The organism is Pseudomonas putida (genome assembly GCF_028682175.1).
GTDB classification, from domain to species: Bacteria; Pseudomonadota; Gammaproteobacteria; order Pseudomonadales; family Pseudomonadaceae; genus Aquipseudomonas; species Aquipseudomonas putida_AD.
Window position 1 is genome coordinate 25023 of record NZ_JANHKS010000037.1, and the last position, 14692, is coordinate 39714.

The window sequence follows — 14692 nt, forward strand, 5'->3', positions numbered from 1 at the left end:
GGTCTGACAGGCAGTATTAAGTCCTGACTCGCGCTAAACTGTGCGCGTTTTTTCTTCCCCACCTTCGGAGCTATCCATGTCCCGCGTTACCCTGAGTCGCTATCTGATTGAGCAGACCCGCAGCAACAACACTCCTGCCGATCTGCGCTTCCTTATCGAAGTGGTGGCGCGTGCGTGCAAGGAAATCAGCCATGCCGTATCCAAGGGCGCCCTGGGTGGCGTGCTGGGCAGCATGGGCACTGAAAACGTCCAGGGCGAAGTGCAGAAGAAGCTGGACGTGATGTCCAACGAAATCCTGCTGGAAGCCAACGAATGGGGCGGTCACCTGGCCGGCATGGCGTCCGAGGAAATGGACAACGCCTACCAGATCCCGGGCAAATACCCGAAGGGCGCATACCTGCTGGTATTCGACCCGCTGGACGGCTCGTCGAACATCGACATCAACGCCCCGGTCGGCACCATCTTCTCGGTACTGCGCTGCCCGAATGAATACCTGAGCCAGAACGAAGCCCTGAACGAAAAGGCCTTCCTGCAGCCAGGCACCCAACAGGTCGCCGCCGGCTACGCGATCTACGGTCCACAGACCATGCTGGTGCTGACCCTGGGCGACGGCGTAAAAGGCTTCACCCTGGACCGCGAAATGGGCAGCTTCGTGCTCAGCCACGAAGACATCAAGATCCCGGAATCCACCCAGGAATTCGCGATCAACATGTCCAACCAGCGCCACTGGGAAGCTCCGGTCAAGCGTTACGTCGAAGAGCTGCTGGCTGGCGAAGAAGGCCCGCTGAAGAAGAATTACAACATGCGCTGGGTTGCGGCGATGGTTGCCGACGTGCACCGCATCCTGACCCGTGGCGGTCTGTTCATGTACCCACGTGACGCCCGCGAGCCTTCCAAGCCGGGCAAACTGCGCCTGATGTACGAAGCCAACCCGATGTCGTTCCTGGTGGAACAGGCCGGCGGCGCGTCCACCGACGGCCACCAGCGCATCCTCGACATCCAGCCTGAAGGCCTGCACCAGCGTGTCGCGGTGTTCCTGGGTTCGAAGGAAGAAGTCGAACGCGCTACCTCGTACCACAAGGCGTAACACGCCCGATGAGCACGCCCTGGTCGCCTCTGCTGCACTGGTGGTTCGGTTCTGCCGAATCACCGAGCGAGGTCGCCAGGGAAAAGAACGGGCTCTGGTTCGGCAAGAAACAATCCCAGGACGCCGACGCGCAACAGCGCTTCGGTGATCTGGTGGATCAGGCGCTGGCAGGCGGGTTGGCCGACTGGACCGACTCCCCGCAGGGCTGGCTGGCACTGGTGCTGTTGCTCGACCAGCTGCCGCGCATGATCTTCCGCGACACCCCCCAATCCTTTTCCGGCGACAACCGTGCCCGGCAAGTGGTCAGCGATGGCCTCAAGCGCGAACACGACTTGGCGCTGTCCCCGCTGCAACGCACCTTCATCTACCTGGTGCTTGAACACACCGAAAGCCTTCAGGCTCAGGACGAAGCCATCCGCCGTTTCACGTCACTGATACCCCTTGTGCCCGAAAGCGAACGCGGCTACCTGACCCAGACCCTGGACTACGCGAAGAAACACCGTGTGGTGATCGAGCAATTTGGCAGGTTTCCTCATCGCAATGAGGTGCTGGGACGGGAATCGACCCAGGAGGAAGTGGCGTTTCTGAAAAAGCCCGGCTCGCGGTTCTAATTGACCCACAGCTTTCGTAGCAGCACGGCTTGCCGGCGGGGCGGTGTGTCAGGCAGACACTTCTCGACCGATACACCGCTCCCGCCGGCAAGCCGTGCTGCTACGGGGCCGGCGTTTATCAGTGGGCCTCACGGAACCAGATCCGGCTTTTTCTCTTCTAAGCTTTCGGTATCACGCCCCGCGGCGTAGCCCCCTTTCGATCCAGGAGCTTCATCCATGTCTTTGCGCTCTCTCGCGTTGTTGTCGTTCTGCGTGTTGCTGGCCGCGTGCAGCAAGATCAATCAGGAAAACTATTCGAAAATCTCGGCGGGCATGTCCAAGGCAGAAATCGAGCAGCTTCTCGGCAGCCCGACTGAATGCTCGGGCGCGCTGGGGATGTCCAGTTGCACCTGGGGCGACCAGAAGACGTTCATCAGCGTGCAGTACGCCGCTGACAAGGTCGTGTTGTATTCGGGTCAGGGGCTCAAATGAGCCTGCGCCGCTTGATGTGTGTCGGCGCGTTGACGATGGCGACGTGCTGGCTTGCCGCCTGCGCAGAAACCCCGCAAGGCGAGTCGATGGCGCCACGAACCGAAGATCACGTGGACCTCAAACGCTATCAGGGCACCTGGTATGAGCTGGCACGCATGCCGATGTTCTTCCAGCGCAACTGCGCGCAGTCCGAAGCGCACTACAAGCTCAAGCCTGATGGCAACATCGGCGTGACCAACCGCTGCCGCACCACCGAAGGCAAGTGGGAGGAAGCCACCGGCACGGCCTCGCCGCAGGTCGAGGGCAAGACCGACAAACTGTGGGTGGTGTTCGACAACTGGTTCTCGCGCCTGCTGCCGGGCGTTGCCAAGGGCAACTACTGGGTGCTGTACGTCAGCGACGACTACAAGCAGGCCATCGTCGGCAACCCGAACCGCAAGTACCTGTGGCTGCTGTCGCGCACCGCCCATGTGAGCGAGTCGATCCGCAATGAGATGCTGATGAAAGCCCAGCAGCAAGGCTACGACACGACTCGGCTGATCTGGCGGGTGGAGGACTCGAAGATCGCTGCGCCGCAGTGATCATCGCTGTAGGAGCGCGCTTGCCCGCGATGGCGGTGTGTCAGACCTGATGTAATACCTGACACACCGCTGTCGCGGGCAAGCGCGCTCCTACAGATCGGGCTAACCCAACAACTCGCGCAACACCTGCGCGAACGCCTGGCGGCTTTGTTCTTCGTCGGCGTGGCGCCCTTCACGGATCACCCAGCGTCCGTTGACCATCACTTCACGCACCTGACGATCACCGCCGGCAAACAGCCAGCGGTTGAGGATCGCATCCCCCGACGCCGTGGCCAGGTACGGATCGTTGCCGTCGAGCACCAGCCAGTCCGCGCGTTTGCCAATTTCCAGCGCACCGATCGGCTGGCCCATGGCCTGAGCACCGCCGAGCAAGGCGGCGTCATACAGTGTGCGGCCGACCATCGGCTGATCGGCGCGATACAGCCGGTTGCGGCGCTCATCGCGCAGGCGCTGGCCGTATTCCAGCCAGCGCAGTTCTTCGACGACACTCAAGGAAACGTGGCTGTCCGAGCCGATCCCCCAGCGTCCGCCCTGGGCGATGTAATCCACCGCTGGGAAGATGCCGTCACCCAGGTTGGCCTCGGTGGTCAGGCACAGGCCCGCCACCGCGCGGCTCCTGGCCATGGCCGCGACTTCATCGGGTTCGGCGTGAGTCGCGTGCACAAGACACCAGCGCTCGTCGACATCGACGTTCTGGTAAAGCCACTGCAATGGACGCAGGCCGCTCCAGGCCAGGCAGTCGTCCACTTCCTTCTGCTGTTCGGCAATGTGGATGTGCACCGGGCACTGCTTGTCGCTAGCGGCCAGCACTTCGCTGATCTGCTGCGGGGTCACGGCGCGCAGCGAATGCAGGCACAGGCCCAGCGCCTGGGCCGGTTGCGCGGCGACAAGCGGCTTGAGGCGCGATTGCAGTTCCAGGTAACTCTCGGTGCTGTTGATGAACCGACGCTGCCCTTCGTTCGGCGCCAGCCCGCCAAAGCCCGAGTGGGTGTAGAGCACCGGCAGCAGGGTCATGCCGATTCCGACCGAACTGGCGGCCTGGCTGACCTGCAGCGCCAGCTCCGCCGGGTTCGCGTAGGGCTTGCCGCTGGTGTCGTGATGCACATAGTGGAACTCGGCCACCGAGGTGAACCCGCCCTTGAGCATCTCGATGTACAGCTGCCGGGCGATCACGCCCAGTTGCTGCGGGCTGATCTGCCCGACCAGGCGGTACATCAGGTCGCGCCAGGTCCAGAAGCTGTCGTTCGGGTTACCCGCCACTTCGGCCAGCCCCGCCATCGCCCGCTGGAATGCGTGGGAGTGCAAGTTGGGCATGCCCGGCACCACCGGACCGTTCATCAGTTCGGCGCCCTGACGCTCGGCATCGGCCTGGACTTTGGTCAGCAGGCCATCGGCGCCGACCTCAAAACGTACGTTGTTGGCCCAGCCAGCAGGCAGTAACGCACGTTCGGCAAAAAAAACGGACATAACCTCGCACCCCTCGCGTGAAATTGTCTATACATATACAGACGTTTGCCTGCCCGGTAAACTGCTCCACGCTTGTCGGCACCCGCATTAATGGTTAGCGTGGTGCCTGTTCGTACTTCGTTACCTTTGATTCATCACGTCAAAACAAGGATTTTTCTGTGCCGACTCCGCCTGCCTCCTCTCCGCTGGCCGCCCAGATGGGTGAAAGTCCGGCGCCGTTGTACGCCAGGGTGAAGCAAATGATCACCCAGCAGATCCAGAACGGTACCTGGCCGCCACACCACCGCGTACCGTCCGAAAGCGAGCTGGTGACCCAGCTTGGCTTCAGCCGCATGACCATCAACCGCGCCCTGCGTGAAATGACCGCAGAAGGCCTTTTGGTGCGCATGCAAGGTGTAGGCACATTCGTCGCCGAGCCCAAGACTCAATCCGCGCTGTTTGAAGTCCACAACATCGCCGACGAAATTTCCGCTCGCGGTCACACCCACACCTGCCAGGTGATTACCCTCTGCGAAGAGGCCGCAGGCTCCGAGCGCGCCCTGGCGCTGGACATGCGCGAGGGCCAGCGGGTGTTTCATTCGCTGATCGTGCATTTCGAGAACGGCCTTCCCGTGCAAATCGAGGACCGCTTCGTCAACGCACTGGTCGCCCCGGAATACTTGCAACAGGATTTCACCAAGCAGACGCCCTACGCCTACCTCAACCAGGTGGCGCCGCTGACCGAAGGTGAGCACGTGGTCGAGGCGATTCTTGCCGAAGACGACGAATGCAAGCTGCTGCAGATCGAAAAGGGCGAACCCTGCCTGCTGATCCGTCGCCGCACCTGGTCGGGCCGTCAGCCCGTGACCGCCGCCCGCCTGATTCACCCCGGCTCACGCCATCGCCTGGAAGGACGTTTCACCAAATGACCCAACTGACTCTGCTGCGCGCCGTCAATTACCCACGCATGCCCTGGAAGAACGGTGGCGGCAGCACCGAGGAAATCACCCGCGACGCGGGAGAAGGCCTGGACGGTTTCGGCTGGCGCCTGTCGATTGCCGATATCGGTGAGTCGGGCGGGTTTTCTGTGTTCGACGGTTACTTGCGCATCATCACCGTGCTGCAGGGCGCGGGCATGACGCTGAACATCGACGGCCAGGACAGTGAGGCGCTGCTGCCTTCCGATCCGTTTGCGTTCAGCGGTGACAGCCAGGTGTCGTGCACCCTGCTCGACGGTCCGATCCGCGACTTCAACCTGATCTACTCCCCGGCCCGCTACCGAGCCCGGTTGCAGTGGATCGATGTGATGCAGCCGCAGCGTTTCTTCAGTTCGGCCAATGTGTTCCTGGTGTTCAGCGCCGCTGAGCAGATGGCCGCCAACGTGGCTGAACACCCGCCGCAGTTGCTGGACCGCCATGATTGCCTGCAACTGGACAATGCCGAGGGGTCGTTGCTGGAAGTGGTGCTGTATGCGCCCCGGGCGAGCCGCTGCTGCGTGATCGAACTGACCGCAGTCTAACGAACGGACGCCGCTCCGGTTTCTGCCCGAAGGGCGTAGGAGCGTAGCTTGCTCGCGATCTGGCGCGCAGCGGCAGTAGAGGCTGCTGATGCGGTGGATCAGATGTAACCGGTTCTCTGGTTCTGCTGCCGGTTCCCGGCAGATCGCGAGCAAGCTACGCTCCTACGCCTTCGGCAGAAGCAGTCAGCGATAGCCCGCTGGCATCTGTGTTAATTTGCGCCCTTTGCCACGCTCACAAGGACGCGCATGACAACGCCCATCAACAACACCGAAACCCCGCGCGCCCTCGCCATCCTGACCCGTTTCCTCGCTTCGGAATCCGCTGGCGGCATCGTGCTGATGGGGGCGGCGTTGGCGGCGATCATCGTTGCCAACTCGCCTATGGCGCCCTTCTACTTCGCGGCGTTGCACAGCGTGTGGGGTGGTTTGTCGGTCGAGTTGTGGATCAACGACGGGCTGATGGCGATCTTCTTCCTGATGGTCGGACTGGAAATCAAACGCGAAGTGCTGGCCGGCGGCCTTTCCAGTTGGGGTCAGCGCGCCTTGCCCGGTTTCGCGGCAGCAGGCGGGATGCTGGTGCCGGCATTGATCTATGTCGCGATCAATTCAGGTCATGCCGAAACCCTCAGTGGCTGGGCGATCCCGGCCGCCACTGACATCGCCTTTGCCCTGGGCGTGCTGTCGTTGCTGGGCAAACGCGTGCCGACCTCGCTGAAAGTCTTCCTCGCCGCACTGGCGATTCTCGACGACCTGGGCGCCGTGTCCATCATCGCGCTGTTCTACAGCACCGGCCTGAACCTGCCGATGCTCGGCGCATCCTTCGCCACCCTTGCAGTGCTGGTGATCCTCAACCGCAGCGGCGTTCAGCGCCTATTGCCGTACCTGGTGCTGGGCCTGTTGCTGTGGTTCTTCGTATTGCAATCGGGGGTACACGCAACACTGGCCGGCGTGGCGCTGGCGCTGTGCATTCCGCTGGGCACCCGCCAGGAAGAGGCGCGGTCGCCGCTGCTGTTCCTCGAAGAAAAGATGCACTACTGGGTGGCCTTCGCCGTGGTCCCGGTGTTCGGCTTTGCCAACGCGGGCGTCTCGCTCTCGGGCATCACGCTGGGCAATCTGGTGGATCCGGTGCCGCTGGGCGTCGCCCTCGGGCTGTTCATCGGCAAGCAGGTCGGGGTGTTCCTCGCTGCGGCCCTGGCGATCCGCTCGGGCCTGGCGACGCTGCCCGAGAACAGCAACTGGACGCAGATGTACGGCGTGGCGCTGCTGTGCGGCATCGGCTTCACCATGAGCCTGTTCATCGGCAACCTGGCCTTCCCGGGCGCGCCGCATCTGATCGACGAAGTGAAAGTCGGCGTGTTGCTGGGTTCGATCCTTTCGGCCATCGCCGGGGTGTTGTTGTTGCGTAGCCGGTTCACCTGACCCGCCTCGACGCACCCCAACCTGACGGGCGCCGCCCCGTAGCAGCACGGCTTGCCGGCGGGAGCGGTGTATCTGTCACGGATGTGTCGACTGACACACCGCTCCCGCCGGCAAGCCGCGCTGCTACAAGAGCAGAGATGCGGCCTACCGCCCAATGACCTCCCGTGCGTCGTATCCAAGTGTTTGATCCTTGTACGGCCAGCTATTCTCATCCCCAGACGAGACAAAAAACCGGGCGCCATTGCTACCAGTGAGTTCCCGGATCAAGCGCGGCGCGGTCGCGCTCTGGGGATGCAGCGCATGAACAAGAAATCAGACATCACACCCGAACACGACGTGCAGATCCTGGCGGGTGAGTACGTATTGGGCACGCTCTCGCCCGAACGCCGGGCCGAGGTGCAGCAACGCATGACTCAGGACCCGGCACTGCGCCGGGCCATTCAGGGTTGGGAAGCGCGCCTGCTGGCCATGACCGATGTGGCAGCCGAACCACCGGAGCCCTCGCCTGCCTTGTGGCAACGCCTCGGCAGCCTGACCCGCGCGCCACGAGGCAAACGCAAGAAGGGCGCACGCTGGCACAGCAGCCTCGGCTTCTGGCGCAAACTGGCGATCTGCGCTTCCATTGCCGCGATCCTCTTCGGGACTCAGTTACTCACCCAGGTGACCCCGACCGCCAAACCGTCCTGGGTGGCGCTTCTTTCCACCCCCGAAGAAAAAACGCCCGGCTGGGTGATCCAGATCAGCGATGCCCGTGAGGTGCAGCTCATTCCGCTGGGCGCCACTCAAATTCCTGAAGACAAGCTGCTGCAATTCTGGACCGACACCGGCGATCAACGCGGGCTCGTCTCCCTGGGCCGGGTGAAACCGGGCGAAGTGTTGAAAGTCAGGCTGAACAACTTGCCTGCGCTGCATCCCGATCAGGTGTTCGAGCTGACGCTGGAAAATGCCGGCGGCCCGATTGCGGCCAAACCGAGCGGGCCGATCCAGTTCATCGGGCGCACGGTGAAGGTAATCTGACCCCATGGCCGGTGGACCCACACCGGCCAGTTCCAGCAGTTGTTACCAATTGCACCGCCGTGGGGCGCGCGCACCCAAAAGTAACAATTCCCGTCTCCGTGTAACGCCTCTCGAAACACTTCCTGCCCGGACTGACATTTTCCCAAGCCCCACCCCGCAAGGCCTCGAAAGCTTTTGCACGGTCTGCCCGACGAGTTGGCCCCTTGGTTGCATATGCTTGTATGTACAAGTAAATATGAGTATGCAAGAGTATGTCAGTGCCCCGTTTCGATTCATGGACAACGGCGCCTGATCTGCCACACCCATATTCCGCCTGTTCGACACAGGCACCGTCAGCCCAGTGCCTGGGCCGGATTGACTACCGAGGATCGTTACGTGACTACTGACAACAAAACCCCAGCTCAGCAATGGACCAAACGCCGCGATGTGGAAATCCGCGCTGCCCGTGGCACCACACTCACCGCCAAAAGCTGGCTGACCGAAGCGCCGCTGCGGATGCTGATGAACAACCTGGACCCGGAAGTCGCGGAAAACCCGAACGAGCTGGTGGTCTACGGTGGTATCGGTCGCGCCGCACGTAACTGGGAGTGCTACGACAAGATCGTCGAAAGCCTGACCAACCTGAACGAAGACGAGACCCTGCTGGTGCAATCCGGCAAGCCGGTCGGCGTGTTCAAGACCCACAGCAACGCCCCGCGCGTGCTGATCGCCAACTCCAACCTGGTGCCGCACTGGGCCAACTGGGAACACTTCAACGAACTGGACGCCAAGGGCCTGGCCATGTACGGCCAGATGACCGCCGGCAGCTGGATCTACATCGGCAGCCAGGGCATCGTCCAGGGCACCTACGAAACCTTCGTCGAAGCCGGTCGCCAGCACTATGACGGCAACCTGAAAGGCCGCTGGGTACTGACCGCAGGCCTGGGTGGCATGGGTGGCGCGCAACCACTGGCCGCAACCCTGGCCGGCGCCTGCTCGCTGAACATCGAGTGCCAGCAGAGCCGCATCGACTTCCGCCTGAAAAGCCGTTACGTCGACGAGCAGGCAACCGACCTGGATGACGCCCTGGCGCGCATCGCCAAGTACACCGCCGAAGGCAAGGCCATCTCCATCGCCCTGCTGGGCAACGCCGCTGAAATCCTTCCGGAACTGGTCCGTCGTGGCGTGCGCCCGGATATGGTCACCGACCAGACCAGCGCCCACGACCCGCTCAACGGCTACCTGCCAAAAGGCTGGACCTGGGAGCAGTACCGCGACCGCGCTGTCACCGAGCCTGCTGCCGTGGTCAAGGCCGCCAAGCAGTCGATGGCCGAGCACGTCGAAGCCATGCTGGCGTTCCAGAAACAAGGCATCCCGACCTTCGACTACGGCAACAACATCCGTCAGATGGCTAAAGAAGAAGGCGTCAAAAACGCATTCGACTTCCCAGGCTTCGTACCCGCCTACATCCGTCCGCTGTTCTGCCGTGGCATCGGCCCGTTCCGCTGGGCAGCGCTGTCGGGCAACGCCGAGGACATCTACAAGACCGACGCCAAGGTCAAGGAACTGATCCCGGACGACGCGCACCTGCACAACTGGCTGGACATGGCCCGCGAGCGCATCAGCTTCCAGGGTCTGCCGGCACGTATCTGCTGGGTCGGTCTGGGCCAGCGCGCCAAGCTGGGCTTGGCGTTCAACGAAATGGTCCGTCGCGGCGAGCTGTCGGCGCCGGTGGTGATCGGCCGTGACCACCTGGACTCGGGTTCGGTATCCAGCCCGAACCGCGAAACCGAATCCATGCAGGATGGCTCGGACGCCGTGTCCGACTGGCCACTGCTCAACGCCCTGCTCAACACCGCGAGCGGCGCGACCTGGGTTTCGCTGCACCACGGTGGCGGCGTCGGCATGGGCTTCTCGCAGCACTCGGGGATGGTGATTGTCTGTGACGGTACTGACGAAGCCGCCGAACGCATCGCCCGCGTCCTGCACAACGACCCTGCGACCGGCGTCATGCGCCACGCCGATGCCGGTTACCAGATCGCCATCGACTGCGCCAAAGAGCAGGGTTTGAACCTGCCGATGATCAACAAGTAAGGCTCCAGCGGCAACTCTGCTGAACCCTGTGGGAGCGAGCTTGCTCGCGAAGAGGCCTGCTCAGACGCTGCATCTGTGACGTCTGTAAATCCGCCTTCGCGGGCAAGCCCGCTCCCACAGGTGAGATGCGAGATTCGCAGAAACACGCACCAACACACGCTTTAGGGGAAGGTTTGAGATGGCTGTTCCAGATGATCGTGTTGCAAATGCTTCGGTGATCGAAAGGCGTTCGATCGACTACATTCCTGACGCGGAAAGACATGGTCGTCTGTTCAGTCAATTCACCCTGTGGCTAGGTGCCAACCTGCAGATCACTGCCATCGTCACCGGGGCCCTGGCCGTGGTGCTGGGCGGTGACGTGTTCTGGTCGCTGATCGGGCTGTTCGTCGGTCAGTTGCTGGGCGGTGGCGTGATGGCGCTGCACGCGGCGCAAGGGCCGAAGCTGGGCTTGCCGCAGATGATTTCCAGCCGGGTGCAGTTCGGCGTCTACGGGGCCGTTATCCCCCTGGTGCTGGTGTGCCTGATGTACATCGGTTTTTCCGCCAGCGGCTCGTTGCTGGCCGGGCAAGCCGTCGCTCAACTGATTCAGATTCCCGACTGGCAAGGCATCGTGCTGTTCGCCGCCGCCATCGTGATCCTGACCATCTTCGGCTACCGGGTCATCCACATGATCGGCCGGGTCGCCAGCATCATCGGCGTGATCGCCTTCGTCTACCTGTTCGGCGCTCTGCTGGCCGGTAACGATGTCGGCGCGCTGCTGGGCAACAAGCACTTCTCGCTGAGCAGCTTTCTGCTGGCGATCTCCCTGTCGGCGTCCTGGCAGATCGCGTTCGGCCCGTATGTCGCGGACTACTCGCGCTACCTGCCGCGCAGCACCTCGGCCCGCAGCACCTTCTGGGCCGTTGGCCTGGGCGCGGTGATCGGCGCACAGGTGTCGATGGTCTTCGGCGTGTTCGCCGCCGCACTGGCCGGCAAGAACTTCGCCCACCACGAAGTGCAGTTCATCGTAAGCCTGGGCGGTACCGGGATCGTCGCCGCGCTGCTGTACTTCAGCATCGCCTTCGGCAAGGTCACCGTGACCACCCTCAACGCCTACGGCAGCTTCATGTCGATTGCCACCATCGTCAGCGGCTTCAAGGGCAACCGGCACATTTCCAGCACCCTGCGCCTGACCTACATTTTCGCCATGGTCGGCATCGCCACCGCACTGGCATTGGCCGGCAAGGACTCGTTCCTCAAGGACTTCTCGGCGTTCATCCTGTTCCTGCTGGCGTTCTTCACGCCCTGGAGCGCGATCAACCTGGTGGATTTCTACTGCATCACCAAGGAACGATATGACATCCCCGCGCTGTCCAACCCTGACGGTCGTTATGGTCGCTGGAACTGGATCGGCATCGGTATCTACGTGATCGGCGTGCTGATCCAGATGCCATTCATCTCCACCCACTTCTACACTGGCCCGTTGGTGGCAGCGCTGGACGACACCGATGTCTCGTGGATCATCGGCCTGGTGGTGCCTGCCGCGCTGTATTACATGGCTGCGAAGAAGTGGCCCGGCAAGATTGCCGACCGGCTGATTCTGCCGACCGAGCAAGCTGTGCCAGAAAACATCCCCTTCAATACCCGGAGCGTCACACAATGAAAACGAAAAAGGCCCTGCTCTCCACGTTTCTAACCGTCGGCGTGCTCGCCAGTGGCGCCAGTCAGGCCGCGGGTTGGTGTGAATCCGGCAAGCCTGTGAAGTTCGCAGGTCTGAACTGGGAAAGCGCCATGCTGCTGACCGACATCCTGCAAGTGGTGCTGGACAAGGGCTACGGCTGCAAGACCGACAGCCTGCCGGGTAACTCCATCACCATGGAAAACGCCCTGGGCACCAACGATATCCAGGTCTTCTCCGAGGAATGGGTAGGCCGCAGCGAAGTGTGGAACAAGGCCGAGAAGGCCGGCAAAGTGGTCGGCGTCGGGGCGCCGGTCAAGGGCGCAGTCGAAGGCTGGTACGTGCCGCGCTACGTGATCGAAGGCGACGCCAAGCGCAAGCTGGAAGCCAAGGCACCGGACCTCAAGTCCATCGCCGATCTGGGCAAATACTCCGCCCTGTTCAAGGACGCCGAAGAGCCAAGCAAGGGCCGCTTCTACAACTGCCCGGCCGGGTGGACCTGCGAGCTTGAAAACAGCGAAATGCTGAAAAGCTACGGCCTGGAAGACAAGTACACCAACTTCCGCCCAGGCACAGGCCCTGCGCTGGATGCCGCGATTCTCTCCAGCTACAAGCGTGGCGAGCCGATCCTGGCCTACTACTGGTCGCCTACCCCGCTGATGGGCCAGGTCGACATGGTGCGCCTGGAAGAGAAAGCCGGCGTGAACAAGACCATCGACATCAAGGTCGGCCTGTCCAAGACCTTCCACGACGAGGCGCCTGAGCTGGTGGCCGTAATGGAGAAGGTCAATATCCCGATCGACCTGCTGAACCAGAACCTGGCGCGCATGACCAAGGACCGCATCGAGTCGCCGAAGCTGGCGAAGATGTTCCTCAAGGAGCACCCTGAAGTCTGGCATCAATGGGTCAGCGAAGATGCTGCCAAGAAGGTTGATGCTTCGTTGTAAAGCGTTGATGGGGGTGCCGCGCGATCTCGCGGCACACCCGAACCTGTAGGAGTGAGCTTGCTCGCGATAGCGTGGTGTCAGGCACAACCGATGTTGAATGTGCCGACGCCATCGCGAGCAAGCTCACTCCTACAGGGGACGAGCACCCTCTACTAGACCGAGATAAACCTATGTTCCCCGAAAGCTTCACGTTCTCCATCGCCAACTGGGTCAACGACTGGGTCGACAAACTGGTCACCAACTATGGCGATGTGTTCCGGCACATTTCCGACACCCTGCTGTGGGCCATCGTCCAGCTTGAAGGCCTGTTGCGCGTGGCGCCGTGGTGGGTGTTGCTGGCCATCGTCGGCGGCATCGCCTGGCACTCGACCCGCAAGATCACTACCACAGCCGTGATCGTCGGCTTGCTGTTCCTGGTCGGCGCCGTCGGCCTGTGGGACAAACTGATGCAGACCCTGGCACTGATGCTGGTCGCCACCTTCATTTCGGTGATCATCGGCGTGCCGCTGGGCATTCTGTCGGCCCGCAGCAACCGCCTGCGCTCGGTGCTGATGCCGCTGCTGGACATCATGCAGACCATGCCCAGCTTCGTTTACCTGATTCCGGTGCTGATGCTGTTCGGCCTGGGCAAGGTCCCGGCGATCTTCGCCACCGTCATCTACGCCGCACCGCCGCTGATTCGCCTGACCGACCTTGGCATCCGCCAGGTTGACGGCGAAGTCATGGAGGCGATCAATGCCTTTGGCGCCAACCGCTGGCAGCAACTGTTCGGCGTGCAACTGCCGCTGGCCCTGCCAAGCATCATGGCCGGGATCAACCAGACCACCATGATGGCCCTGTCGATGGTGGTGATCGCCTCGATGATCGGCGCCCGCGGTCTGGGCGAGGACGTGCTGGTGGGCATTCAGACCCTCAACGTCGGCCGCGGCCTGGAAGCGGGTCTGGCCATCGTCATCCTGGCGGTCGTGATCGACCGCATCACACAGGCCTATGGCCGTCCACGGCATGAGGCGAACAAATAATGAGCGTCGAATCGATCAAAACCGCCGACAAGATTGTCGTCAAAAACGTCTACAAGATCTTCGGCAGCCGCGCCAAAGAGGCGCTGGCCATGGTTCAGCAGAGCCAGAGCAAGGATCAGGTGCTGTCGCAGACCGGCTGCGTGGTCGGCGTGAACGACCTGTCGCTGTCCATTGGCAGCGGCGAGATCTTCGTCATCATGGGCCTGTCCGGTTCCGGCAAATCGACCCTGGTGCGCCACTTCAACCGCCTGATCGATCCCACCAGCGGCGAGATCCTGGTCGATGGCGAGAACATCCTGGCCTATGACACCGAAGCCCTGCGCGACTTCCGCCGCCGCAAGATCAGCATGGTGTTCCAGAGCTTCGGCCTGCTGCCCCACAAGACCGTGACCGAAAACGTCGCCTACGGCCTGACCATTCGCGGCGAGAGCAAGGCCCAGTGCGCCGAGCGCGCGCAGCACTGGATCACCACCGTGGGTCTGAAGGGCTACGAGAAGAAATACCCGCACCAGTTGTCCGGCGGCATGCGTCAGCGCGTCGGCCTGGCCCGCGCCCTGGCGGCCGACACCGACATCATCCTGATGGACGAGGCCTTCAGCGCCCTCGACCCGCTGATCCGCGCCGAGATGCAGGACCAGTTGCTGGAGCTGCAATCGACCCTGCACAAGACCATCGTGTTCATCACCCACGACCTGGACGAAGCCGTGCGCATCGGCAACCGGATCGCCATCCTCAAGGACGGCAAGCTGATCCAGGTGGGAACACCGAAAGAAATCCTCTACCAGCCCGCTGATGAATACGTCGATCGTTTCGTCCAGCGGCGCGTGGCGACCCTTTAAGGA

The 14692-nt window shown here is 62.4% G+C and carries 14 protein-coding genes; 13 read left to right on the top strand and 1 reads right to left on the bottom strand.

Annotated elements, in window-relative coordinates:
• Nucleotides 1-76: 76 nt before the first annotated feature.
• From NPS29_RS21515 to NPS29_RS21530, 4 genes are all read left to right on the top strand, one after another.
• Nucleotides 77-1087 (top strand): class 1 fructose-bisphosphatase, encoded by a 1011-nt coding sequence (locus tag NPS29_RS21515; RefSeq protein ID WP_274134965.1) that lies wholly within the window; start codon nt 77-79, stop codon nt 1085-1087.
• Between the two features lie 8 nt (nt 1088-1095).
• On the top strand, nt 1096-1698 hold the full coding sequence (locus tag NPS29_RS21520) for a DUF924 family protein (protein ID WP_274134967.1): 603 nt from the start codon (nt 1096-1098) through the stop codon (nt 1696-1698).
• A 216-nt stretch (nt 1699-1914) separates the two neighbouring features.
• Complete coding sequence (gene bamE / locus NPS29_RS21525) at nt 1915-2169, top strand: outer membrane protein assembly factor BamE domain-containing protein (RefSeq protein ID WP_274134969.1); 255 nt, start codon at nt 1915-1917, stop codon at nt 2167-2169.
• A gap of 35 nt (nt 2170-2204) precedes the next feature.
• Nucleotides 2205-2750 carry a lipocalin family protein gene (locus tag NPS29_RS21530; RefSeq protein ID WP_274134999.1) on the top strand — a complete coding sequence of 182 codons (546 nt, stop codon included), beginning with the start codon at nt 2205-2207 and terminating at the stop codon, nt 2748-2750.
• Nucleotides 2751-2852: 102 nt separating this feature from the next.
• Here the strand turns inward: NPS29_RS21530 and NPS29_RS21535 are convergent, their stop codons facing one another.
• On the bottom strand, nt 2853-4217 hold the full coding sequence (locus NPS29_RS21535; RefSeq protein WP_274134971.1) for a formimidoylglutamate deiminase: 1365 nt from the start codon (nt 4215-4217) through the stop codon (nt 2853-2855).
• 197 nt (nt 4218-4414) lie between these two features.
• Between NPS29_RS21535 and hutC the strand changes: the two genes are divergently transcribed.
• The 9 genes from hutC to NPS29_RS21580 all read left to right on the top strand — a co-directional run bounded on the left by hutC (nt 4415) and on the right by NPS29_RS21580 (nt 14689).
• Nucleotides 4415-5125: a histidine utilization repressor gene (hutC, locus tag NPS29_RS21540; protein WP_274135000.1), complete on the top strand. Its 711-nt coding sequence runs from the start codon at nt 4415-4417 to the stop codon at nt 5123-5125.
• Entirely contained in the window at nt 5122-5715 is a 594-nt protein-coding gene (locus tag NPS29_RS21545; protein ID WP_274134973.1) for a HutD/Ves family protein, read from the top strand. Before hutC ends, NPS29_RS21545 begins: the two co-directional genes overlap by 4 nt.
• A gap of 246 nt (nt 5716-5961) precedes the next feature.
• The gene (gene nhaA / locus NPS29_RS21550) at nt 5962-7134 is read left to right on the top strand and encodes a Na+/H+ antiporter NhaA (protein WP_274134975.1); all 1173 of its coding nucleotides are present in this window, start codon (nt 5962-5964) and stop codon (nt 7132-7134) included.
• 300 nt (nt 7135-7434) lie between these two features.
• Nucleotides 7435-8151 (top strand): anti-sigma factor, encoded by a 717-nt coding sequence (locus tag NPS29_RS21555; RefSeq protein WP_274134977.1) that lies wholly within the window; start codon nt 7435-7437, stop codon nt 8149-8151.
• A gap of 375 nt (nt 8152-8526) precedes the next feature.
• Nucleotides 8527-10224: a urocanate hydratase gene (gene hutU / locus NPS29_RS21560; protein ID WP_274134978.1), complete on the top strand. Its 1698-nt coding sequence runs from the start codon at nt 8527-8529 to the stop codon at nt 10222-10224.
• A 178-nt stretch (nt 10225-10402) separates the two neighbouring features.
• Nucleotides 10403-11866: a purine-cytosine permease family protein gene (locus tag NPS29_RS21565; RefSeq protein ID WP_274134979.1), complete on the top strand. Its 1464-nt coding sequence runs from the start codon at nt 10403-10405 to the stop codon at nt 11864-11866.
• A complete protein-coding gene (locus NPS29_RS21570) occupies nt 11863-12828 on the top strand; it encodes an ABC transporter substrate-binding protein (protein ID WP_274134980.1) in 966 nt (321 codons plus the stop codon). Before NPS29_RS21565 ends, NPS29_RS21570 begins: the two co-directional genes overlap by 4 nt.
• A 170-nt stretch (nt 12829-12998) precedes the next feature.
• Nucleotides 12999-13850, top strand: a complete 852-nt coding sequence (locus tag NPS29_RS21575; RefSeq protein WP_274134981.1) for an ABC transporter permease — start codon at nt 12999-13001, stop codon at nt 13848-13850.
• A complete protein-coding gene (locus NPS29_RS21580; protein WP_274134983.1) occupies nt 13850-14689 on the top strand; it encodes a quaternary amine ABC transporter ATP-binding protein in 840 nt (279 codons plus the stop codon). The genes NPS29_RS21575 and NPS29_RS21580 overlap by 1 nt, the downstream gene beginning before the upstream one ends.
• Nucleotides 14690-14692 lie beyond the last annotated feature (3 nt).

What these genes read in the sequence shown, in the direction of transcription:
- nhaA (WP_274134975.1), top strand. Translation starts at nt 5,962, where the DNA reads ATGACAACGCCCATCAACAACACCGAAACCCCGCGCGCCCTCGCCATC.
- hutC (WP_274135000.1), top strand. Translation starts at nt 4,415, where the DNA reads ATGGGTGAAAGTCCGGCGCCGTTGTACGCCAGGGTGAAGCAAATGATC.
- NPS29_RS21565 (WP_274134979.1), top strand. Translation starts at nt 10,403, where the DNA reads ATGGCTGTTCCAGATGATCGTGTTGCAAATGCTTCGGTGATCGAAAGG.
- NPS29_RS21555 (WP_274134977.1), top strand. Translation starts at nt 7,435, where the DNA reads ATGAACAAGAAATCAGACATCACACCCGAACACGACGTGCAGATCCTG.
- NPS29_RS21520 (WP_274134967.1), top strand. Translation starts at nt 1,096, where the DNA reads ATGAGCACGCCCTGGTCGCCTCTGCTGCACTGGTGGTTCGGTTCTGCC.
- NPS29_RS21580 (WP_274134983.1), top strand. Translation starts at nt 13,850, where the DNA reads ATGAGCGTCGAATCGATCAAAACCGCCGACAAGATTGTCGTCAAAAAC.
- NPS29_RS21535 (WP_274134971.1), bottom strand. Translation starts at nt 4,217, where the DNA reads ATGTCCGTTTTTTTTGCCGAACGTGCGTTACTGCCTGCTGGCTGGGCC.
- NPS29_RS21515 (WP_274134965.1), top strand. Translation starts at nt 77, where the DNA reads ATGTCCCGCGTTACCCTGAGTCGCTATCTGATTGAGCAGACCCGCAGC.
- NPS29_RS21575 (WP_274134981.1), top strand. Translation starts at nt 12,999, where the DNA reads ATGTTCCCCGAAAGCTTCACGTTCTCCATCGCCAACTGGGTCAACGAC.
- NPS29_RS21545 (WP_274134973.1), top strand. Translation starts at nt 5,122, where the DNA reads ATGACCCAACTGACTCTGCTGCGCGCCGTCAATTACCCACGCATGCCC.
- NPS29_RS21570 (WP_274134980.1), top strand. Translation starts at nt 11,863, where the DNA reads ATGAAAACGAAAAAGGCCCTGCTCTCCACGTTTCTAACCGTCGGCGTG.
- bamE (WP_274134969.1), top strand. Translation starts at nt 1,915, where the DNA reads ATGTCTTTGCGCTCTCTCGCGTTGTTGTCGTTCTGCGTGTTGCTGGCC.
- NPS29_RS21530 (WP_274134999.1), top strand. Translation starts at nt 2,205, where the DNA reads ATGGCGACGTGCTGGCTTGCCGCCTGCGCAGAAACCCCGCAAGGCGAG.